At 70.6% G+C, this 21881-nt stretch carries 21 protein-coding genes; 6 read left to right on the top strand and 15 right to left on the bottom strand.

Translation table 11 applies throughout. From position 1 onward, the window contains the following. Nucleotides 1–10: 10 nt before the first annotated feature. On the top strand, nt 11–1270 hold the full coding sequence (locus AFR_RS07495) for a delta-60 repeat domain-containing protein (protein ID WP_023359302.1): 1260 nt from the start codon (nt 11–13) through the stop codon (nt 1268–1270). 58 nt (nt 1271–1328) lie between these two features. On the opposite strand, the gene AFR_RS07490 is transcribed toward AFR_RS07495, so the two are convergent. From AFR_RS07490 to AFR_RS07470, 5 genes are all read right to left on the bottom strand, one after another. Further along, nucleotides 1329–1913, bottom strand: coding sequence for a type III secretion system chaperone family protein (locus tag AFR_RS07490; RefSeq protein ID WP_041840680.1), 585 nt, complete (start codon nt 1911–1913; stop codon nt 1329–1331). Nucleotides 1914–2042: 129 nt separating this feature from the next. Then, on the bottom strand, nt 2043–2705 hold the full coding sequence (locus AFR_RS07485) for a DUF8185 domain-containing protein (RefSeq protein WP_023359300.1): 663 nt from the start codon (nt 2703–2705) through the stop codon (nt 2043–2045). Then, nucleotides 2705–3067 carry an acyl-CoA thioesterase gene (locus AFR_RS07480; RefSeq protein WP_052359667.1) on the bottom strand — a complete coding sequence of 121 codons (363 nt, stop codon included), beginning with the start codon at nt 3065–3067 and terminating at the stop codon, nt 2705–2707. The genes AFR_RS07485 and AFR_RS07480 overlap by 1 nt, the downstream gene beginning before the upstream one ends. A 34-nt stretch (nt 3068–3101) precedes the next feature. After that, nucleotides 3102–4778: an energy-dependent translational throttle protein EttA gene (gene ettA / locus AFR_RS07475; protein ID WP_023359298.1), complete on the bottom strand. Its 1677-nt coding sequence runs from the start codon at nt 4776–4778 to the stop codon at nt 3102–3104. Nucleotides 4779–4898: 120 nt separating this feature from the next. Next, nucleotides 4899–5429 carry a hypothetical protein gene (locus tag AFR_RS07470; protein WP_238547242.1) on the bottom strand — a complete coding sequence of 177 codons (531 nt, stop codon included), beginning with the start codon at nt 5427–5429 and terminating at the stop codon, nt 4899–4901. A gap of 129 nt (nt 5430–5558) precedes the next feature. Between AFR_RS07470 and AFR_RS07465 the strand changes: the two genes are divergently transcribed. Beyond that, a complete protein-coding gene (locus AFR_RS07465) occupies nt 5559–7037 on the top strand; it encodes an alpha,alpha-trehalose-phosphate synthase (UDP-forming) (RefSeq protein WP_023359296.1) in 1479 nt (492 codons plus the stop codon). On the opposite strand, the gene AFR_RS07460 is transcribed toward AFR_RS07465, so the two are convergent. Genes AFR_RS07460 through cobC form a run of 4 tightly spaced genes read right to left on the bottom strand, consistent with a single transcriptional unit; the run spans nt 7026 to nt 10663 of the window. After that, nucleotides 7026–7400, bottom strand: a complete 375-nt coding sequence (locus AFR_RS07460; protein ID WP_041840678.1) for a VOC family protein — start codon at nt 7398–7400, stop codon at nt 7026–7028. The genes AFR_RS07465 and AFR_RS07460 overlap by 12 nt on opposite strands. A 28-nt stretch (nt 7401–7428) precedes the next feature. Next, complete coding sequence (gene cobA, locus AFR_RS07455) at nt 7429–8622, bottom strand: uroporphyrinogen-III C-methyltransferase (protein ID WP_023359294.1); 1194 nt, start codon at nt 8620–8622, stop codon at nt 7429–7431. After that, on the bottom strand, nt 8619–9671 hold the full coding sequence (cobT, locus tag AFR_RS07450) for a nicotinate-nucleotide--dimethylbenzimidazole phosphoribosyltransferase (RefSeq protein ID WP_023359293.1): 1053 nt from the start codon (nt 9669–9671) through the stop codon (nt 8619–8621). The genes cobA and cobT overlap by 4 nt, the downstream gene beginning before the upstream one ends. Then, nucleotides 9668–10663, bottom strand: a complete 996-nt coding sequence (gene cobC, locus AFR_RS07445; RefSeq protein WP_498368207.1) for an Rv2231c family histidinol phosphate aminotransferase CobC — start codon at nt 10661–10663, stop codon at nt 9668–9670. Before cobC ends, cobT begins: the two co-directional genes overlap by 4 nt. On the opposite strand from cobC, the gene AFR_RS47670 reads away from it, so the two are divergent. Together AFR_RS47670 and AFR_RS07440 are read left to right on the top strand one after the other, a co-directional pair. Then, nucleotides 10643–10888, top strand: coding sequence for a hypothetical protein (locus AFR_RS47670; RefSeq protein WP_023359291.1), 246 nt, complete (start codon nt 10643–10645; stop codon nt 10886–10888). The genes cobC and AFR_RS47670 overlap by 21 nt on opposite strands. Before the next feature lie 24 nt (nt 10889–10912). Beyond that, on the top strand, nt 10913–13063 hold the full coding sequence (locus tag AFR_RS07440; RefSeq protein WP_023359290.1) for a transglycosylase domain-containing protein: 2151 nt from the start codon (nt 10913–10915) through the stop codon (nt 13061–13063). Between the two features lie 88 nt (nt 13064–13151). Here the strand turns inward: AFR_RS07440 and AFR_RS07435 are convergent, their stop codons facing one another. Then, the gene (locus tag AFR_RS07435; RefSeq protein WP_023359289.1) at nt 13152–13739 is read right to left on the bottom strand and encodes a TIGR03086 family metal-binding protein; all 588 of its coding nucleotides are present in this window, start codon (nt 13737–13739) and stop codon (nt 13152–13154) included. 65 nt (nt 13740–13804) lie between these two features. Continuing rightward, entirely contained in the window at nt 13805–15406 is a 1602-nt protein-coding gene (locus AFR_RS07430; protein WP_023359288.1) for a cobyrinic acid a,c-diamide synthase CobB, read from the bottom strand. 110 nt (nt 15407–15516) lie between these two features. Here AFR_RS07430 and AFR_RS07425 point away from each other — a divergent pair, with 110 nt between their 5' ends. Both AFR_RS07425 and AFR_RS07420 read left to right on the top strand, forming a co-directional pair. Then, nucleotides 15517–16335, top strand: a complete 819-nt coding sequence (locus tag AFR_RS07425) for an SURF1 family cytochrome oxidase biogenesis protein (protein ID WP_023359287.1) — start codon at nt 15517–15519, stop codon at nt 16333–16335. Between the two features lie 10 nt (nt 16336–16345). Continuing rightward, complete coding sequence (locus AFR_RS07420) at nt 16346–16780, top strand: hypothetical protein (RefSeq protein WP_023359286.1); 435 nt, start codon at nt 16346–16348, stop codon at nt 16778–16780. Here the strand turns inward: AFR_RS07420 and AFR_RS07415 are convergent. The 4 genes from AFR_RS07415 to AFR_RS07400 form a co-directional block, all read right to left on the bottom strand. Continuing rightward, a complete protein-coding gene (locus AFR_RS07415) occupies nt 16772–18304 on the bottom strand; it encodes an ATP-dependent DNA ligase (protein WP_193786356.1) in 1533 nt (510 codons plus the stop codon). The two genes, AFR_RS07420 and AFR_RS07415, sit on opposite strands and share 9 nt — an antisense overlap. A gap of 921 nt (nt 18305–19225) precedes the next feature. After that, the gene (locus AFR_RS07410; protein ID WP_023359284.1) at nt 19226–19432 is read right to left on the bottom strand and encodes a hypothetical protein; all 207 of its coding nucleotides are present in this window, start codon (nt 19430–19432) and stop codon (nt 19226–19228) included. A gap of 193 nt (nt 19433–19625) precedes the next feature. Continuing rightward, nucleotides 19626–20426, bottom strand: a complete 801-nt coding sequence (locus AFR_RS07405; protein ID WP_023359283.1) for an HAD hydrolase family protein — start codon at nt 20424–20426, stop codon at nt 19626–19628. Then, nucleotides 20423–21880 carry an FAD-dependent monooxygenase gene (locus tag AFR_RS07400; RefSeq protein WP_023359282.1) on the bottom strand — a complete coding sequence of 486 codons (1458 nt, stop codon included), beginning with the start codon at nt 21878–21880 and terminating at the stop codon, nt 20423–20425. The genes AFR_RS07405 and AFR_RS07400 overlap by 4 nt, the downstream gene beginning before the upstream one ends. Nucleotide 21881 lies beyond the last annotated feature (1 nt).

Here is a 21881-nt window from a genome sequence, read left to right as displayed (position 1 = left end):
GGAGTGACCGATGCGACGCCGCTTGTTCGCCGCCACCGCGCTGACCTGCGCCGCCCTGCTGGGCGCGACGCCCGCGTCGGCCGACATGGCCCAGCCGGCGGTGGTCTCGACCAACCCGGTGGACTTCACGCCGCACGTGCTCGACGGGACGGTCTGGGCGCTGGCGGTCGTGGGCGACACGGTCATCGTCGGCGGCAGCTTCACCAAGGTCCAGAACAGTTCCCGCAAGACCACGTACGCGCGGAAGAACGTCTTCGCGTACGGCCTGCGTGACGGTGAGGTGCGCAGCTTCGCCCCGCAGGTCGACGCCCCCGTGTACGCACTGGCGGCCGGCGGCAGCAACACCGTCTACCTCGGCGGCTCGTTCAAGACGGTCAACGGCACCAACCAGCGGGGTCTCGCCCGGGTCTCGGTCGCCGAGGGCGCCCGCATCTCGTCGTTCGGCGCGCGGATCAACTGGGGTGACGTCCGGGCCCTGACCGCCCGCGGCTCCCGGCTCTACGCCGGCGGCACGTTCTCCTCGATCAACGGTGTGACCCGGGTCGGCCTGGCCCGCCTCGACGCCGGCAGCGGCGCGGTCGACACCGGCTTCGACGCCCGGCTCTCCGCGCCCGGGCTCAGCCGCACACGGGTCGAGCACTTCGACATCACCCCGGACGGTTCCCGCCTGGTCGCGGTCGGCGCCCTGCTCAAGGTCGGTTCGCTCTACCGTACGCAGATCGCCATGTTCGACCTCACGGGTTCGGCAGCCACCGTGACCAGCTGGTACACCGACGCGTACAAGCCGGAGTGCATGAAGGGCTTCGACACGTACCTGCGTCAGGTCAAGTTCTCCCCCGACGGCAAGTGGTTCGTGGTCGCCGCCACCGGGCGCGCCTCGTCGCCGGAGAAGCTGTGCGACTCGGCCGCCCGTTTCGAGACCGGCGGCAACGGCCGGCACAACCCGACCTGGGTGCAGCGCACCGGCGGCGACTCGCTGTACGCGGTCGCGGTGACCGGCAGCGCGGTGTACCTCGGCGGGCACCAGCGGTACCTGGACAACCCGTACGGCAGCGACTCGAAGGGCCCGGGTCCGGGTGCGGTGTCCCGGGTCGGCATCGGCGCGGTCAGCCCGAGCACCGGACGGGCGCTGGGCTGGAACCCGACACGTGACCGGGGTGTCGGTGTGCGGGCGTTCCACGTCGTGCCGGGCGGTCTGATCGTCGGCTCGGACACGGAGAAGCTCGGCAAGGAGTTCCACGGCCGGATCGGGATGTTCCCCCTCCCCTGAGCAGGCAGCGCAGCAAAAAAGGGCCCCCGGGAGCGGGGGCCCTTTTTTGTCGTTTGCTCTAGAGCAGTGCGCCCTCGTCGTGGAGCCAGTCGACGAACGAGGTCGCCACGGCGGCGCCGCAGTCGAGCATCTCCACCAGCAGCGCGTCGTGGGCGCCCGACGCGAGCGGCACCTGCAGCTCGGCGTAGATGGGCAGCTGGCCGCGCTCGGTGGGGTCACCGACGTAGGCCTTGCAGAAGCGGCGGGTGTGGTTCCATTCGTTGACCACGCGGTAGGCGCGGTCGGCCCAGTCGGGCGGGACGGTCGCGTGCGGACGGGCACGCATGACCAGGATCTCGTCGTCGGGCCCCTCGAGGGTGAACAGCACGGCGTGCCGTTCCCACATCGCCAGCAGACTCCCGCCGCCGTCGGCGAGGAACCGGACGTCGAGCAGATCGAGGGCCTTGCCGATCCGCGCCAGATCGACGGGCGCGACCTGGGCGGGCTCGTCGATCGCGGACAGATCGGCGGAGGACATCGAAGAGTGTCCCGGCTCACGCTGCGTCGGCACTCCGACGCGGACATTGCTCTGCAACGCCACCTCGCCGCCGGACGCTGGCTCATCGCCTCCGGCCGACCCGGGACGCCATGACCACCACGGCATCGTTGTGCACCTCACTCCCCAGCAGGCCCTCCGCCGGACGTAGCGGTGGACCTCGGGGCGACGGTACCCGTACAGGTCGCGGAGGTCATCCCCTCAAAGGGAGGGCGCGACCGGAGGAACGATGCGGCATCACCCTTTCGGGTGACCCCCTATAGGCATAACGGTCAATACTTGGACCGGCTGTAGCCACGCGACTCCATATGGTGCGGAAAGACCCACCCACCGTCCCGCTACGCATACGCGGGCATCCGGACCGTCGCCCTCGGCAGGACCGAGGAAACCCATCTTCGAGACCGCCTGAACGAGTCGCTGCGACACCTCGACGGGGCGTCCGTCGTCCGGCGTGACGGTCAGCGCTACGTGATCGAGCAAGGCGTCGCGGACCGCCCGCTGCCCGACAGCGCGTCCCGCGAGACCACCCGCGGTCACCTCGCGCAGCGTTCCGGCAGCGGCCGTCGCGAGCCGGCTCAGCTCCCCCGCCGCCACCGACTCCACCGCCGTCGAGCGCGCCGGCGGCAACGGCCAGCGCCACTCGGAATCGCGGCGGGACGGCAGCTCGGGACTCTTCTCGGCCAGGGCGGCGAGCAGGTCGGCCGCCGCCACGGTCACATCACCCGGTCCGGGACCGGCGACTTCGCGGGTGACCAGCACACCCCACGGCAGTACGGCCCAGAGCGCGGTGCGCTCCCCGGCCGACGAGCGCAGCCGGACGACCAACTTGCGGTCGAGTCGCACGAGCCGCGCCAGGAAGGCACCCGCATCCGCCACGCCGGTGATCCCGTGGGCACCCATCAAGCCTCCAGGTAAGGCTTGAGGAAGTCCCGCTCGGCCTCGGTGAGCCGGCGGGGAAACTGCTTCTCCAGGTTGTACGGAACGCAGACCGACTTCGCCCGGCTGGCCAGCACACCCTCGTCGAAGAGCTCGTAGGAGACGGTGAAACTGGCCGCACGCAGCTCCGAGATCCACAGATCGATGCGGACCGCCTCGCCGTAGTCGACCGGCCGCAGGTAGTCGATCTCGTGCCGGGAGATCACGATGCCCTCCTCGAACGACGTCAGGCCCTGGGCCCGAGCGCCGACGAAGAACATCGCAACGCGCGCCTCCTCGTAGAGAGTGAGGAAGCGCGCGTTGTTGACGTGGCCGTACGCGTCCATGTCGGACCAGCGGACGGCCACGTCGTACGAAAATTTAGTCACGCGTGAGCTTGCGGTAGGTCACGCGGTGCGGGCGGGCCGCGTCGGCGCCGAGACGATCGATCTTGTTCTTCTCGTACGCGTCGTAGTTGCCCTCGAACCAGAACCACTTGTCGGGGTCCTCGTCCGTCCCCTCCCACGCGAGCATGTGGGTGGTGATGCGGTCCAGGAACATCCGGTCGTGGGAGATGACCACGGCGCAGCCCGGGAACTCGAGCAGGGCGTTCTCCAGGCTGGACAGCGTCTCGACGTCCAGGTCGTTCGTCGGCTCGTCGAGCAGCAGCACGTTGCCGCCGATCTTCAGGGTCATCGCCAGGTTGAGGCGGTTGCGCTCACCACCGGAGAGGACCTTGACGGGCTTCTGCTGGTCCGGGCCCTTGAAGCCGAACGCGGCCACGTAGGCACGCGACGGCATCTCGACCTTGCCGACCATCATGTGGTCGAGACCGTCGGAGACGACCTCCCACACCGTCTTCGTGCCGTCGAGGCCGGAACGGCTCTGGTCCACGTACGACAGCTTGACGGTCTCGCCGACGCGGACCTGACCGTCGTCCGGCTTCTCCAGCCCGACGATGGTCTTGAAGAGCGTGGTCTTGCCGACGCCGTTCGGGCCGATGATGCCGACGATGCCGTTGCGCGGCAGCGAGAACGACAGGTGGTCGATGAGCACCCGGTCGTCGAAGCCCTTGACCAGGTCCTTGCTCTCGATGACCGTGTTGCCGAGGCGCGGGCCCGGCGGGATCTGGATCTCCTCGAAGTCCAGCTTCCGGGTCTTCTCCGCCTCGTTGGCCATCTCCTCGTACCGGTCGAGGCGGGCCTTCGACTTGGTCTGGCGGGCCTTGGCGTTGGAACGCACCCACTCGAGCTCGTTCTCGAGGCGCTTCTGCAGCTTCTGGTCCTTGCGGCCCTGCAGCTTCAGGCGCGCGGCCTTCTTGTCCAGGTAGGTGGAGTAGTTGCCCTCGTACGGGAAGGCGCGGCCGCGGTCCAGCTCGAGGATCCAGGTCGCGACGTTGTCGAGGAAGTACCGGTCGTGCGTGATGGCGATGACCGTGCCGGCGTACTTGGCGAGGTGCTGCTCCAGCCAGTGCACGCTCTCGGCGTCCAGGTGGTTGGTGGGCTCGTCGAGCAGCAGCAGGTCGGGCGCCTCGAGCAGCAGCTTGCAGAGCGCGACGCGGCGGCGCTCACCACCGGAGAGCTGGGTGACGTCGGCGTCCGGCGGCGGGCAGCGCAGCGCGTCCATCGCGAGCTCGAGCTGGGAGTCGACGTCCCACGCGTTGGAGTGGTCGAGCTCCTCCTGGAGCTTGCCCATCTCCTCCATCAGCTCGTCGGTGTAGTCGGTCGCCATCTGCTCGGCGATCTTGTTGAACCGCTCGAGCTTGGCCTTCGTCTCGGCGACTGCTTCCTCGATGTTGCCGAGAACGGTCTTTTCCTCGTTGAGCGGGGGCTCCTGGGCGAGCATCCCGACGGAGTGGCCCGGCATGAGCCGCGCCTCGCCGTTGCTCACGGTGTCCAGCCCGGCCATGATCTTCAACAGACTGGACTTACCAGCGCCGTTGGGGCCGACCACACCGATCTTGACGCCGGGGAGGAAATTGAGCGTCACATCGTCGAGCACGACCTTGTCGCCGTGCGCTTTGCGCGCCTTTTCCAGGACGTAGATGAACTGGGCCACGGTGCGGCCTACCTCCGTGATCGTGTTTTCCGGTTGCCGGAACGAAAGGACAATCTTTCCAGGTCACTCTCCGGCCACCTACAACAACCCCGTCGTCCGCGCCAGGATTCCCCGGCAGGCTCACTCCGGAGAGACCGGGTGGGTCTCCTGCTTGCCGTTCTTGAACACGATCTTCAGCCGGCTCTCGTTGACGGAGAAGAAGTTCCCGTCGTTGGCGGTGGCGTGATAGTCGTCGTCACCCTGGGCCACGCCGGACAGGAAGAGGGCGGTCTGCCCCTCCACCCAGCGTCCCGAGTCGCCACCCCTGTTCGCCTGGTAGTACAGCTCACCGGCGTCGTCGCGGCAGACCCACACGGACATGTCGGTGTCCTCGGTACGCACGCGGAGCACCTGGGACAGGTTCACGTCGTACCCGAGCACCTTGCGTGCGGTGTCGTGCATCTGCGGCGGACATTCGACCGACTGAGACGTCGGTTCCGGGGGTACATAGGCGTTGGGATCGTCGGGACCGTTCAGTTGGGGTGGTGTCTCGTGCCGGGAACCCAGGACCAGTCCCGCCGACATCCCGATGATGCTCAGGAAGACGGTGGCGATGACCACAGGGAAGAACAGTGGTCGGCGCTGCGGGGGAAGATCATCGGACAGGTTCACCGGCCAAGGATGGCACCCGCTCGCCAGAGCGGATGCCGCGCGGCTGAAAGATAGCTGGGCAAGCCCCGAGCGGCTACGCACAGTAGGCTCGTGAACGGGAACCCAGAACGACCCGGAGGTGCACTCAGCGTGGCCGAACGAAGTTCCTTCGTTGTTGTCGCCAACCGCCTGCCCGTCGACGAAGTCATGGTCGACGGCGAGCGGCAGTGGCGCCCGAGCCCGGGCGGACTCGTCACCGCCCTGCATCCCGTGCTCGCCGAACAGCGCGGCACCTGGATCGGCTGGGCCGGCGGTGACGGAGAGGCGCCCGAGCCGTTCGAGCTGGAAGGCATCAAGATCCATCCGGTGCCGCTGAGCGCCGAGGAGCTCGAACGCTATTACGAGGGTCAGTCCAACGCGACGATCTGGCCGCTCTACCACGACGCCGTCGAGACGCCCGTCTACAAGCGGCGCTGGCGTGAGGCCTACCGGCTGGTCAACCAGCGGTTCGCGCAGGCCGCGGCCGACGTGGCCGACGAGGGCGCGACCGTCTGGGTGCAGGACTATCAGCTGCAGCTCGTGCCGGCCATGCTCCGCGAGATGCGTCCCGACCTGCGGATCGGCTTCTTCCTGCACATCCCGTTCCCGCCGATCGAGCTGTTCATGCAGATGCCGTTCCGCGCCGAGATCCTGCGCGGGCTGCTCGGCGCCGACCTCGTCGGCTTCCAGCAGCGGCTCGCGGCGCAAAATTTTGTGCGGCTGGCCCGGCACCTGCTCGGCCTGCGCTACGAGGGCCAGTCGATCCAGGTCGACGGGCGCAAGGTCAAGGCCGGCGCGTTCCCGATCAGCATCGACACCGCCGACATGGAGAAGATGGCGGCCGACCCGGCGGTGCAGGCCCGGGCCAAGCAGATCCGCGCCGAGCTGGGCGACCCCGAGACCGTGATCCTGGGCGTCGACCGGCTCGACTACACCAAGGGCATCGAGCTGCGCCTCAAGGCGTTCCGGGAGCTGCTCGCCGACGGCAAGCTCAAGGTGCCCGAGGCCGTGATGGTGCAGGTAGCGACGCCGAGCCGCGAGCGCGTCGAGCACTACCAGACGCTGCGGGTGAAGGTCGAGCGTGAGGTCGGCCGGATCAACGGCGAGTTCGGCCGGGTCGGCATGCCGGCCGTGCACTATCTGCACCAGTCCTACAGCAAGCAGGAGCTCGCGGCGCTCTACGTCGCGGCCGACGTCATGATGGTGACGCCCCTGCGCGACGGCATGAACCTCGTCGCCAAGGAGTACATCGCCTGCCGGACCAACGGCGGCGGCGCGCTGGTGCTGAGCGAGTTCGCCGGTGCGGCCACCGAGCTGCGTCAGTCGTTCCTCTGCAACCCGCACGACCCGGACGGCGTCAAGGACGCGCTGCTGCGTGCGGTCGGCGCCGAGCCGGCCGAGCTCAAGCGGCGCATGCGGGTCATGCAGCGCCACCTGCGGACCCACGACGTCGCGGAGTGGGCCCGCACGTTCCTCAACGAGCTCGGTGTCCCCGAGACGGACGCATCCGACTCCGCCCCGGAGAAAGACGCGCCCGCGAGGAACGACGCGGCCTCGGAGACCGAAGCGGCCGAGAGCTCAAAGGAATAGGCAGAAGGGATGGCCGGCCGGGTCGAGGTAGACCCGGACGTCGTCCTGCGGCTGGAAGTCGGCCTTCGTGGCGCCGGCTTTCTCCGCGTGCGCGCCGGCCTGGTCCAGATCCTCGACGTGGATGTCCAGGTGGACACTCATCTGCGGGTCGTCCGGGCCGGCGGGCCAGACCGGTCGCACGTAGGCGGACTCGGTCTGGAAGGACAGTCCCGGGCCGCCGCCGGGCGCACCCAGCTTGACCCACTCCGGCTCGTCCTGGACGACACTCCAGCCCAGCAGCCGCTGGTAGAACGCGGCCAGTTCCCGGGCGTCCGGGGAGTCGAGCACGATCCCGGACAGTGTCATGTGCGGTCGCTGACTCATGCCTGTCCGTTACCCATCGGTCACGCACCTATCCCAGCACGGCGACGACGTCTCCGATCACCACGACCGCGGGCGGGCGGATCCCCGCCTCCGCGGTTGCCGCGGCGACCTCGCCGAGGGTGCTCCGCAGGACGCGCTGGGCGTCGGTCGAGCCTTCCTGCACCACCGCGGCCGGGGTGTCGGCGGCCCGCCCCTCGGCGACCAGCCGGGCCGCGATCTTCGGGAGATTCTTGAGCCCCATCAGGACGACCAGGGTGCCGCGCAGACGCGCCAGCGCCGGCCAGTCCACGAGCGACTCGGGGCTCTCCGGCGGCACGTGCCCGGAGACGACGGTGAACTCGTGGGCCACACCGCGGTGGGTCACCGGGATCCCGGCCAGCGCGGGCGCCGCGATCGAGCTGGTCACGCCGGGCACCACCAGCACGGGCACGCCGGCCTTCACGCACGCGACGACCTCCTCGCCGCCACGGCCGAAGACAAACGGGTCACCGCCCTTGAGGCGCACGACAAACGCACCGGCCAGGGCCTTCTCGACGATGACGCGGTTGATCTCCTCCTGCGCCACCGAGGCGCCGTAAGGGATCTTGGCCGCGTCGACCAGCTCGACGTCCGGTCGCAGCTCGTCGATCAGCATGCCGGGGACGAGCCGGTCGGCCACCACCACGTCGGCCCGGGCGAGCAGGCGGCGGCCCTTCACGGTGATCAGCTCCGGATCACCCGGACCGCTGCCGACCAGCGCGACGTGACCCTTGAGGGACTCCTGCTGCCGCGGCGGAGTGGCCTCCAGGGCGGCCGCGATCTGATCGCGGACGGCCAGCGCCCGCTTGCGGTCACCCCCGTCGGTCACCGCCACGGTCACCTGGTCGTGCCGGGTCACCGCGGGGGTCCAGGCAGTCGCCGCGTCACGGTCGTCCGCGCGTACGCAGAAGACGCCGCGCTCCTCGGCGGCCGCACTGACCTCGGCGGCCGCCACCGGGTCGTCGACGGCCACCTGCACCAGCCAGGCGCCGTCCACGTCGGACGGCACGAACCGGCGCTCGTGACACGTCAACCGGCCCGCCTCCACGTACGCCCGGAGCGCCGGGGTGAGCTCGGGCGCCACCACGTCGACCCGGGCGCCCGACGCGAGCAGGGCCGGCATCCGCCGCGTGGCCACGGCACCGCCGCCGACCACCAGCACCCGCCGGCCGTCGAGCTTGAGCGCCAAGGGGTAGAGGTTCACTTCTCCGAAACTCCCGCCGAGTCGAACGTGGCCACCTCGCGCAGCACGCGGACCGCACCGGCGACGAGGGGCAGGGCGAGTGCTGCGCCCGTACCCTCGCCGAGCCGCATGCCCAGGTCGAGCAGCGGGGTGAGACCGAGGTGTTCGAGCGCGACCGTCGCGCCGGGCTCGGCCGACCGGTGCCCGGCGACCATCGCGGTGACGGCGTCCGGCGCAAACGCGGCGGCGGCCACCGCGGCGGACGCGGCGATCACGCCGTCGACGATCACCGGCACCCGGCGCTCGGCCGCGCCCAGCAGGAAGCCGGCGAGCGCGGCGTGCTCGAGACCGCCGAGGGCCGCCAGCGTGACGAGAGGGTCGGCCGGATCGGGCGCGTGGAGCTGCAGCGCGGCCGCGACCACCGCGGTCTTGCGGGCGTGGGTCTTGTCGTCGATGCCGGTGCCGCGGCCGGTGACCGCGGCGGCGTCCGAACCGGTGAACGCGGCGATCAGCGCCGCCGCCGGCGTGGTGTTCGCGATGCCCATGTCCCCGGTGAGCAGGCACTTCGCGCCGCCGTCGATGAGCGCCCCGGCGACCGAGATGCCGACCTCCACGGCCGCGCGGGCCTCGTCGGTGGTCATCGCGGGCTCGACGGAGAGGTCCCGCGTGCCGCGCCGGATGTTCGCGTCGAGCAGCGTGTCACCGCCGTGCAGCGGAATCGCGACGCCGACGTCCACCACCATCAGCGAGGCGCCGACCTGCCGCGCGAAGGCGTTGATCACCGCACCGCCGCCGAGGAAGTTGGCCACCATCTGCGCGGTGACCTCCTGCGGCCACGGCGTGACCCCCTGGGCGTGGACGCCGTGGTCCCCGGCGAAGACCGCGATCGCGGCCGGCTCGGGCAGCGGTGGCGGGCACACCCCGGCCAGCCCGGCCAGGCGGACGGACAGCTCCTCGAGGGCACCCAGCGAACCCGCCGGCTTGGTCAGGCGGGACTGCAGGTCACGGGCGGCGGCCATGGCCGGCTCATCGGCGGGGCCGATCGCGGCGAGGGTCGTCTCCAGGGTCACTGTCGCTCCTTCAGCACATCCATCAGTGTCGCCACAAACGCGTCTGTGGTGGCAGTGTCGCGCACCGCGATCCGCAGCCAATCGGCGCCCAGCCCCGGGAAGGTGTCGCCACGGCGTACCGCGTAGCCGCGTTTGCGCAGCTCCAGGCGTACCTGATCGGCTCCGGGGACGCGGAGGGTGACAAATGCAGCGGCCGGATCGCCCGGGACAGTGACGTCCGGCACGCCGGCCAGGGCGGCGACCAGGTGGGCGCGCTCCCGGGCCAGCTCGGCGGCGATCTCGCGTTCGGCGGCGACGGCGGCCGGGCTCGCGCAGGCGATGGCCGCGGCCAGGGCGGGCGTCGAGACCGCCCAGAGCGGCTGCGCGGCGGCGAGCCGGGCGAGCAGATCGGCCGGTCCGAGCGCGTAACCGATCCGCAGCCCGGCCAGCCCCCAGGTCTTGGTCAGGCTGCGCAGCACGATCAGGCCGGGCAGGTCACGCCGCTCGGCCAGCGACTCCGGCTCACCGTCGTGACCCGGCCGGAACGTCGTGTCGGCGAAGGCCTCGTCGACGACCAGCACGCGGCCCGGCCGGGCGAGGGCAGCGATGTCGCCGGCCGGGTGCAGGACGGAGGTCGGGTTGGTGGGGTTGCCGACAAGAACAAGGTCGGCGTCGTCCGGCACGAGCGCGGGATCGAGGCGGAAGCCGTCGGCCTCGCGCAGGAGCACACGATCGACGGTGTGGCCGGCGTTGCGCAGCGCCGCCTCCGGCTCGGTGAACTGCGGGTGCACGACCACCGGCCGCCTGGCCGCCCGGAGAGCCTGCGCGATCAGCACGAACGCCTGGGCTGCGCCGGCGGTGAGCAGAACCTCGTCGTGGTCCCGGCGGTGCCGCCCGGCCACCGCAGCGGTCGCCTTCCGATGATCCGGGTACGCGGCCAGGTCGCCGAGCGAGTCCCGGAGGGGCCCGGCCAGCCAGGCCGGCATCGGCTGATGCCGCACGTTGACGGCCAGGTCGATCAGGCCGTCCCCGACCTCCGCATCACCGTGATGGCCGAGGTCCCAATCCGGCTGATCCTCGACTCGCCCGGGATCAACGGCGACTGGCCCGGGCGCGTCGCCGGCAGGCGTTTTCCGGTGGGCGTCACCGTGAGGATGAAGGTCCACGGAAGGGGTCACAGCGCCCAGCATGCCGGACGTGATCCGCTCGAATACTTCAGCCGTTCCGTCAGGACATGAGCAGTTTTGTCATACCTTCGAAGGGTGACGAAGACCGGACTCGCCAAAGCTGGACGGATCGCCCCCCTCGTCCGGGCCGGGCTGATCGCGGGGATCGTGGTCGCCGGACTGGTCTTCCCGCTGGTGGCGCTGGCCGGCGCCGGCGCGAAGAGCGGCGCCGACGCGCTGCAGAGCATGCCCGAGGAACTCATCGAGGTGCCCTCGGCCCAGACCACCTACGTCTACGCGAACGACGGCAAGACGCTGCTCACGACCTTCTACGAGGAGCACCGCAAGCCGACCGGCATCGGCGAGATGTCGCCGTACATCATCAAGGCGATCGTGGCGTCCGAGGACACCCGGTTCTACGAGCACAACGGCGTCGACGCCAAGGGTGTGGCCCGCGCGTTCGTCGCGAACCAGCAGGCCGGCGGCGTCTCCCAGGGCGCCTCGACGCTGACGATGCAGTACGTCCGGATGGCGCTGCGCGACGGCGCCCGGACCCCGAAGCAGGCCCTCGAGGCGACCGAGCAGACCACCGCCCGCAAACTGCGCGAGATGCGGCTGGCGATCGAACTGGAGAAACGCATCTCCAAGGACGAGATCCTCGAGCGCTACCTCAACTCCGCGTACTTCGGGCACCGCGCGTACGGGATCTTCGCCGCCGCCGAGGTGTTCTTCTCCAAGAAGCCGAAGGACCTGTCGCTGACCGAGGCGGCGCTGCTCGCGGGCCTGGTCAAAGCACCGTCCGCGTACGACCCGGCGACGAACGACCAGTCGGCGGCGACCGAGCGCCGGAACTACGTCATCGACCAGATGCTGAAGATCGGATCGATCACCCCGGCACAGGCGGCGCCGGCCAAGAAGTCGAAGATCAAGCTGAAGCTGACCACCCCGCCGAACGACTGTGTGTCCGTACCGAAGAAGCGCAACGACTGGGGCTTCTTCTGCGACTACCTGCGCAACTGGTGGATGGAGCAGCCGGCGTTCGGCAAGACGTCCCAGGAGCGCATGGAGAACCTCCGCCGCGGCGGTTACAAGGTCGTCACCACCATCGACCCGAAGATCCAGGGTTCGGCGATGAAGCACATCCTCGACAAAGAGAAGAAGAAGAGCGTCTACGCCCACGGCGAGGTTGTCATCGAGCCGGGCACCGGCCGCATCAAGGCGATGGCCGTCAACCGCAAGTACTCGCTGAACCAGAAGAAGAACGGCGAGCACAGCGACCGCCGCAAGCGTGACGACTTCAAGGGCAACTACCCGAACACCGTGAACCCGCTGCTCGGCGGGGGTGACATGGCGGGTTACCAGGCCGGCTCGACCTTCAAGATCTTCACGATGCTGGCCGCCCTGGAGGAGGGCATGCCACTCGACACGGCCTTCAACGCGCCGCAGCGCTACGTCTCGAAATACATCACCGCGCCCGGCCCGGCGACCTGCGGTGTGCACTGGTGCCCGAAGAACTCCAGCGCCTCGATGAGCGGCCGCCAGACCATGTGGAGCGGCTTCGGCAAGTCGGTGAACACGTACTTCGTGCAGCTCGAGCAGAAGGTCGGCGCCGAGAAGGCCGTCCGCATGGCGGAGAAGCTCGGCCTGAAGTGGCGTACGGAGATCGACCGCACCCTCGCCGGCCCCGACCACGCCGACGGCTGGGGCGCCTTCACGCTCGGGGTCAGCGACGCCACCCCGATCGAGATGGCCAACGTCTTCGCCACCCTCGGCGCCGAGGGCAAGTACTGCGAGCCGATCCCCGTCCGCATGATCAACACCCGTGACGGCGAATCCCTCGAGTTCAAGGGCAAGAAGGTCGCCGGTCCCCGCTGCCACCAGGCCCTGCGCCCGGAGGTCGCCCAGGCCGCCACCGACGCGGCCCGCTGCGTCACCGGTTACGGCGCGTCGAAGGGCAGCTGCGGCGGCTGGGAGACCTCACCGATGGTCCACGCGGTGCTGAACCGGCCGGTCGCCGGCAAGAGCGGAACGACCGACAGCAACCGCAGCGCGTGGTTCTGTGGATTCACACCGCAGCTGGCCGCGGCGGCCTTTGTCGCGGACCCCGACAACCCGGAGAACACCGTCGGCACCAGCCGCGGCACGATCTCCAAGTTCACGGTCGCCGAGACGCTCAAGGACGCGCTGAAGGGCAAGCCCAAGGCGAAGTTCAACCCCCCGCCGAAGGAAATGGTCTACGGCGACTGAGCTGGGGCTGGCCGGCCGCTCAGGGGCGCCGGATCATGGCCGCCCAGGGTTCCGGTCCGGGTCGCGGCCGGCCCGGGGTTGTGGGCGTCTAGGGGCGCCAGTTCGGATCGCGGCCGGCCAGGCTGACCGCTTGGTCCAGGAGGTCGGCCTCGTCGCCGATCTCCACGACCGGTCCGAACAGGCCCGGCGAGCCCTCCTTGGGGCCCTGCGACAGGAACTCGATCAGCTGCTCCAGGATCCGGGGATCCGTCGCATACTCCTGACCGGTCGCCCGGGCGAGATCCCAGCCGTGCATGGTCACCTCGTTGACCGCGACGAGACCCATCGCGGCCGCCGGCATCGTGACACCGCCCGCCTTGGCCGTGCCCTCCCAGGCCGCGGGGTCCTGCCAGGCCAGAACCAGCTCTTCGAGAACCATCGGGAGCCGGCTGCGCCAGTCGGGCGAGAGGTTGGCCGCCGACGGCTCCGGTGGCGGGCCGTCGGCCTCGGGCGGATCCGCCTTCCTGGCCGTCTGTGTGAACGCCCAGCCGAGGCCGATCAGGTGGTCGAGCAGGTCACCGACCTTCCAGTCGGGACAGGGTGTCGGCCTGCTCAGGTGCTCGTCGGTGACGCCCAGCAACAGCGACGAGACCTGACGGACCGGCGGGGCAAAATCCAGGGGGACTCGATCGGCCACGGTGGTGCTCCCTTCCTTGCGAACCCCCTCACCGTACGGGTGGGGTCCGACAATTGCCGGGAGCGTCAGGCGGACGGAGGCGTGATCGCGGAGAGGGAGAGAGTCTGCTCGCCCGGGTCGTCGTCGGGCGGCGTCACCGCTGCCGGCGTCACCGTTCCCAGCGTCACGGTTCCCTGCGCCACTGCGCTCGACACCGCTGCTCCCGGCGCGACCACTCGCGGCGCTGACGCTGCCGACGCGACCGCCCTCGGCGCCGCCGCTCCTGTCGCGGCCGCTCTCGGCGCCGCTCCCGGGAGGGGCGCGAGCGCTGCCGCGACGAGCCGCCGGGCGATCTCCGGTGCGCCCGCCCAGTGCAGGCCGAGCTGCGAGGCGTGAACCTGCCGCCAGACGAAACCCTCCGGGTTGCCGCCTGACCAGGTCCAGGCCGGCACCTGACCAGCACGGGGGGTGACGATGGCGCGGTGCTGCTTGTAACCCGTGATCCGTGCACCGGCCGGGGCCAGCGGCGACGTCGCCGGGGCGGTCGCTTCCCGATAGCCGGCGATCGTCTGCGCGGCCGTCTGCGCGGACGCGTCGAGCACACCGCACATCGGCCGGCCGTCGAAGTCGCGTCCCAGCCAGGGCAGGCCCACACCCTCGGCGATGATCGGGCGACCCTCGTGGGCGAGCTGGGACACCGCGGCGCACAGGCGGCGGTTCGCCGAGAGCTCCTCCGCGTACCCCTCGGGCAGTGCGGCGCCGATCATCAGTGCCCGCGTACCGGCCGGGAGGGTCTCGTCGCGCAGCGGGTCGACGATCGCGACCTCAGCGCCGGCGGCGGTCAGAAGCTCAACCGTTTCCACGTACGTGTAAGGGGCGCCGGGCCCACCGGCCAGCGCAATCACCGGGCGGTTCTCGGGCGGCACCGGCGGCTCCCCGGACGCCTCGGCGAGCGCGTCCAGCGGCGACCAGGCCTGGCCCGGCAGGGGCGGCGCACCCTCGGCGAGGGCTAGCACCCGGTCGATGTCGAGGGAGCTCGCAACGGCCTCGCCGAGGCGGCGGACAGCGCGGACGGCCTCGACGGTGCGATGCGCGACCGGGACGGGACCCTGGGCGCGAGCAGGCAGAACAGCCGGCAGATCACCCCGGCGGAGGGCGCCCAGCACCGGCATGCCGATGTCGTCGAGGGCGGTCCGGAGCATCTCCTCGTGGCGGGGCGAGGCGACACGGTTCAGGATGACGCCGCCGAGGTGCACCATCTCGTCGAACATCCGGAAGCCGTGCACGAGCGCCGCCAGCGAATGCCCCATCGCGGCCACGTCGACGACGAGGACCACCGGGGCGCGGAGGGCTGCGGCCACTGCGGCCGTACCGTCGATCTCGGGTTGTCCGGTCAGGCTGTCGAACAGGCCCATGGCGCCTTCGATGACCGCGACCTGCGATCCGGCCGCGCCGTGGGCGAAGAGTGGAGCGATGCGCTGCGCGCCGACCAGGCGCGGGTCGAGGTTGCGGCCCGGACGGCCCGCGGCCAGGCCGAGGTAGGCAGCGTCGGTGTGATCGGGGCCGACTTTGAAACCGGCGGCCGGCACACCCCGCGCATTGCAGGCGGCGAGCAGTCCGACCGCGATCGCGGTCTTCCCGTGTCCCGACGAGGGTGCGCTCACCACCAGGCGCGCGTGGGCGGACATCAGGGCTCCTCGGGGATACGGCCAGGCCCGGCGACATGATGTTGACCGCCGGACATCGCACCCTACCCGCCAGGCGCGAGCGGCCGACGGGAGCCGGGTAGCCTCAGATCGTGTACCGGTTCCTGCTCACGCCCCGCTGGCTGGCCGGCGCGGTTGTGACCATCGCCGCGTCCGTGGTCATGGTGTTCCTGGGCAACTGGCAACTCCACCGTTACGAGGAACGCAGCGCGATCAACGCGCGCATCGACGCGGCCGACTCCACTCCCGCTGTTCCGCTGACGTCCGTCCTGGCCAGGCCCGCTGCAGCCGGCACGCCCGGTGCATCTCCCGGTGAGGACGCGGCCTGGACCAAGGTCACGGTCACCGGACGGTACGACGCCACGAACGAGATCCAGGCGCGCGGCCGTACGGTCGACGGCTCGGTCGGCTTCGAGATCGTGACGCCGCTGCTGCTGCCCGACGGCACCGCCGTGCTGGTCGACCGCGGCTGGGTTCCGTCGGCGAACGGTGACGCCACCTCGGCGCCCGTCGCCTCCGCGCCGCCTGCGGGCGAGGTCACAGTGGTCGGCCAGGTTCACCTGTCCGAGAGCCGTCCGGCCCCGCTCGAACGCCGCGACGGGCGCATCGACACCCGCAGGATCGCGATCCCCAAGCTGGCAAAAGAGCTGCCCTTCCCCGTGTACGGCGCGTACGTGCTGCACAGTGATCCCGCGCCGGGCTTCGAGCCGATCCCGATCGACCACGAGGACTCGTGGCAGAACGGCGGTTACGCCGTCCAGTGGTGGCTGTTCGCGGTCATGGCCCTGCTCGCGTACGGGTGGCAGGCCCGCAAGGAAGCGAACGGTGACACGCCGAAGAAGCGGGTGGACCGGGTCGACGCGGCGGACCAGCGCCTGGCGACCGTTCCCAGCGCCCGGCAGCCGGACTAAAGTTTGCCGGGTGACCTTCCCGGACCCGACCGCGAGTGACCCGTGGAGCGTGCCGGCACCCGCCGTGCCCGTCCCGCTCGAGCCGGTGGCGCCCGGCCCGGTGATCGTCCAGATCGGCGACATGGGTGTGACGTCCACCGTGGTGCACACCCCGGCCGGTGACATCCCGCTCGCCGGCTCGACGTGGACGGTCAACGACTACTGGCACAGCGAGCAGAAGATCCCGACGTGGGCGATCGTCGCCGCGGTCGTCGGCTTCTGCGTCCTGACGATTTTCAGCCTGCTGTTCCTGCTGGTCAAAGTGACCATCCCCCGCGGCACGGTCCAGGTGACAGTGACCAACGGCACCCGCCAGTACGTCGCGCGGATCCCGGTCACGGACCAGTCGCAGGTCACCTACGTGCACCAGCAGGTCAACTACGTCAGGTCGCTGGCGTCACTCTGAGCTCGGTGATCCGATCGCCTTGACCATGTCGATGGTGTCCGCCTCCTCCGCACGCTTGTCATCGCGGTAACGCAGCACTCGCGCAAACCGCAGAGCCACCCCTCCCGGGTATCGCGGTGAGGTCTGCACCCCGTCGAAGGCGATCTCCACCACCTGCTCGGGCCGCACGGTGACCACCCACCCCGAATCGTCGACGGCCAGCTCCTTGAACCGCTCGGTCTGCCAGCGCAGCAACTCGTCGGTGAGACCCTTGAACGTCTTCCCGAGCATCACAAACCCGCCCGTACGCGGGTCACGCGCGCCCAGGTGCAGGTTGGACAGCCACCCCTTGCGCCGGCCGTGCCCCCACTCCACGGCCAGAACAACCAGGTCGAGCGTGTGCCGGGGCTTGACCTTGACCCAGGCAGCACCCCGCCGCCCCACGTCGTACGGCGCCTCCTGCGCTTTGATCACCACCCCCTCCTGACCGGCGGCGAGCGCGGAAGCAAAGGCGGCCGCAGCCTCCTCCTCGGTCTCGACGGTCCGCCGCCCGACAATCAGGCTGCCGGGCAACGCGTCGGCGAGAGCCGCCCAGCGCACCCGCCCGGGCTCGTCGAGCAGGTCGGTGCCGTCCAGATGCAGAAGATCGAAGAAGTACGGAACGAGCGCCGGCCCGGCCTTGCCGCCCTGCGTGGCGGCCCGGCTCGACGTCTCCTGAAAAGGCCGCGGCCGCCCCCGCGCGTCCAGCGCCATGGCCTCCCCGTCGAGCACGAACTCCCGCCCCGGCAACGCCCGCACCGCCGCCACCACCTCCGGCAACCGCGGCGTGATGTCATCCAGACTCCGGGTGAAAACAGCAACCTCGTCCCCGGACCGATGCACCTGAATCCGAATGCCATCCAGCTTCACATCAACCGTTGCGGGCGCCCCGGTAGCCAGCAAGGCCGCCGCCACATCCGGAGCGCTGCTCGCCAGCATCGGCGTCAAAGGTGTCCCGACCCGCAGGCTGAACTCGCTCAGCGCAACCGCACCCCCGCTCAACGCGGCCACAGCGACCTGCTTGAGATCACCGGAAAGCAGCAGCGCCCGCCGCACCGCCGTCGCCGGAACCTCCGCCGCCCGCGCAATGGCGTCGGCCAGCAGCCCGGCCTGGGCGCCCTGACGCAACTCCCCACTGAACAGCCCGACAAGGAGTCGCTGCTCGGCGTCGGTGGCCCGCCCGAAAAGATCGACCACGAGCTCCCGACGCCGCGCCTGCGAACCAGTGCCCGCCACCACCGAGATGGCGGCAATCTTGGCGTCGACCTCGGCGACGGTGAGGCTGGGCTCGGCGGCCGGCGCGGGTCGGTCCCGCAGGCTGGCATAACCGACACCGGTCTGCCGCTGCCGCAACTCCCCCGCCAGGTAAGCCGAACCAGGAGCAATCTCGTCGCGCTCGAGCCGCCTCAACGCATCAGCCAGCAGGTCGATCTTGGCCTTACGCCCGGCGGTGGCGGCGACGGCCGCGGAGGTGGCGGCCAGGTCTATGAACTGCACAAACCCCATCCTGGCAGCCGGGTACGACATTCGCGGGCCGGTGGCGACACACTCCCCCGTGAAGCGGTCGACACCGGCCCGCAGCCCTGTCCCGGCAGGCCGCCAAGCTCAGCCGGCTGCAGCTGCCAGCTGCCAACTCAGCCAACTGCAGCTCAGCCGGCCGCCAAGCTCGGCCAATCACCAAGCTCGGCCAACCACGGCCCGCCTATCTTTCAAAGACCAGCCGTCGGCCAGGCCCGGCGAGCCACCTAGCCGGCTGCCCAAACCCGGCCCGGCCGCTCGCCGCCAAGCCGGCGGCTACCGAGTTGGTGACCGCGCTCCGCGCGAGGGCGCCGCAGGGCGAAGCAACTCGACCGCCGGGTCAGCCGGCCGCCGGGCTGACCACACCGGGCCAACCAGGCGGCAAGTTGCCGGTCGGTGGCCGGTGGGACCGGCCTGCCGGTGGGACTTGCCGGGCCGACCGTCTTGGCAGCGGCCGGCCCGTGCTCGTCGCCTGGCCGGGAAGGACCAGGCGCAAATCTGTGCGGAAGCGTCCCGGGAGCCCGACTCCGACCCGGCAAGCGGACCGCTCGGCCACCGAGCCCGGACCGACCCGCGCGAAAAGCCCGACGGGTCGAGCCGGTGACCGTGGCGCCGAACCGGTCCGCCCGGGGGCAGCCGAACCAAAGGACCAGCAGGTCCGAAGAACCACCAGGTCCGAAGAACCAGCAGGTCCGAAGAACCAGCAGGTCCGAAGAACCAGCAGGTCCAAAGGACCAGCCGATCCGAAGAACCAGCAGGTCCGAAGAACCGGCCCGGAGTCGGCCGTTCCGGAGGTGAGCCGGTCGGTGAGGACCGGCTGCTCCGGGTGAACGGTGGTGGGTCTGCCGTCCGGTGCATCTCGTGGCGACGGGGTGCACCGGACGGCAAGCCCGGGGACATGGAACAAAGTCAGGCGGCGACAGGCTCCGCGATCCGGTAACCGCGGGCTCGGACGGCGTCAGCCACGCGGCTGACCTGCGCGTCGAGCTGGCAGAGGGCGTCGGACAATTCAGCGAGCTTGTCGGTGAGGGCGGATTCGTCCCACCCGGAGACGTCGACGTCCCCCAGAGCACTGCCGGCGGCACGGAGCGCCGCGAGAGCATCATTCGAACTCATGTTCGAATCCTAACAGGAATGATCTCGGCTGCGCACCTGACTCACCCGATCCAGCGAGTCCGATTCCGGCGTCGTTCCCGCGTCGTTCCGGCGTGGTTCCGGCTTCCTTCCTGACGACCCCACCACCTGCGTGATGCCGTCTAGGGCGAACTCGGCGGCGGTCACTCGCAAGGGTGCGGCGCGCCGGGAAGGGTCACCCGCGGGGGAGAAGGCCGAGGTCGGTCAGTGCGGTGGTGAAGCCGTCCTCCTCGACCGTCGCGGTGACCATCGTGGCCGCGGAGAGGACTGCGGGTGGGGAGTCGGCCATGGCCACCGACGTGCCGACCACAGTGAACATCGGGATGTCGATCGGCATGTCGCCGAAGGCCACCGCACGCTCCCCCGGCACCCGTACCTCGCGCAGCGCCCGGGCCACGCCGCTGGCCTTGTCGATGCCGGCTGCGGCGATCTCGACGAGTTCGGGGCCGGCGTAGCTCAGGCTGAGCGCGAGCCCTCGCTGCTCCAGCTCGGCGATGATTTCCTCCGGCCGCAGCACCGGATGGCAGAGGGTCATGCCGCAGGCTGCGACGTCGGCCAGGGCTTCCATCGGGACCACTGCGGTCGGGCCGTTGTGGGGTGAGGTGCGGATGGCCAGGTATTCCTCGGTCATCCGCCAGGACGAGCCGTCGTAGGCGGCCACGCCCGCTCCCGGCAGGGACTCGCGGACGTACGCGAGCAGCCCACTGATCGCGTCGGCGTGCACCACGTCCTGCCACAGGACGGTTTCGCCGGCTGGGGCGTACCCGACGGAGCCGCCGCAGCAGACCGCCAGGGTGAGGTGCGGGGTCAGGGTGGTCAGGGCGCGGATGCCCGCAGGTGTTCGTGCTGTTGCCGCGATCACGGGGATGCCGCGTGCCTGCAGGGTGCGGCAGGCAGACAGTGTTGCTTCGGTGATCGTCCCGTCGGCGCGGATGATCGTGCCGTCCAGGTCGGTGACAACGGCGTCGAGCGTCACTGTGGTGGGAGGGCTCGGCGGAACACCTCGGCTGCTTCCGGCGGTGGTGCTTCTGCGGCCACGAAGCCGTCCGGGCGTACGAGGTAGAAGCGGTCCGGGAGCAGCGGCGTCCGGGGAGCGGGGTCGAAGAGGTGCACGGGCAGCCCCAGGTCAGGTGCATCGGACTCGCTCAACCCGCCGTACGCGTGGATCTGCCACGACAGCGACCGCAGCACCTCATGGTTGCTGCCCGTCCACGCGAGCCGGCGGCCGACCACCGGGTCGCGGGGTGCGTCGGGGGTCATGCGATAGCGGATGCGGAGCTGCGAGACGTATTCGAAGGCGCGCGAGCCACCCGACGACCGTGGCAGCACACGGACCCCGATCGGCGCGAGCAGCGGCACGAGTGCCCGGCGCACGGCTCGCAGCGACGCCTGCTGCGAGGTGATGAAGCCGAACAGCCGGTCGGTCGTCGCCACCAGTGTCTGCGCGACCGGGCGGCGCTCGACCTCGTAGTGGTCCAGCCACGCGTCGCCGGCGCGACCGTGCACCACGTCGGCCAGCTTGAAGGCCAGGTTGTGGGCGTCCTGGAGGCCGGTGTTCATGCCCTGACCGCCGACCGGGGAGTGCACGTGGGCCGCGTCGCCGGCCAGGAAGAACGGGCCGTCGCGGAACTTCGCGGCGACACGGTGGTGGACCTTGTAGGTGGCGAACCAGCGGGACTCGGCGTAGGTCACCGCGAAGTCGCGGCGCATCCGGGCGCGGGCGTCCTCCTCGGGGAGCGTGTCGCCGCGGGCCAGGCCGATGAGGCGCCAGTTGCCGCGGCCGCGCATCGGGAAGCCGAGGAGGAAGTCGGCCTGGCCGGGGCGCACGTTGATCGCGTTGTCGACGAGGCCACCCACCGCGGTCGCGTCGACGACGTAGAACGTGTGCGGGTTGGTGACGCCCTCGAAGGCGATGTCGCGGGTCTTGCGGACGATGGAGCTGGACCCGTCCGCGCCGACGCAGAAGCGGGCCGTCACCGTGGTGTCGCCGACGACGGCCTCGACGTGGCCGGCGGTGGCCGTCAGCGAGGACACCGCGGTGCCCCAGCGGACCGAGCCGCCGAGCGCCTGCAGGTTGGCCCACAGGATCTGCTCGTTGCGGCTCTGCTCCAGGATCTCGATCCACGGGTACGGGGTGAGGTCACCACCGAGCGGTCCGAGCGGGATGCGGCCGAACACCCGGCTGCCGAAGCCCGGGGCGAGCGCCTCGGCCCGGTGCGCCGCCTCGAGGACCGCGTCGGCCAGGCCGAGCTGGTCGTAGATCTCGATGCTGCGCGCCTGGACCACCAGCGCCCGCGACTCCCGGGTCGGGCCGTCCTTGCCGTCCACGACGATGACGCGGACGCCGAGCTTCACCAGCCAGTTCGCCAGCATCAGCCCCGTGGGGCCGGCGCCGACAACAAGAACGTCGCAGCTCAGCTCGGCGGCCATG

This window comes from Amorphoplanes friuliensis DSM 7358 (genome assembly GCF_000494755.1).
Classification (GTDB): domain Bacteria; phylum Actinomycetota; class Actinomycetes; order Mycobacteriales; family Micromonosporaceae; genus Actinoplanes; species Actinoplanes friuliensis.
The sequence above is the reverse complement of the archived record's forward strand: the minus strand, read 5'-3'. Positions and strand labels throughout refer to the sequence as shown.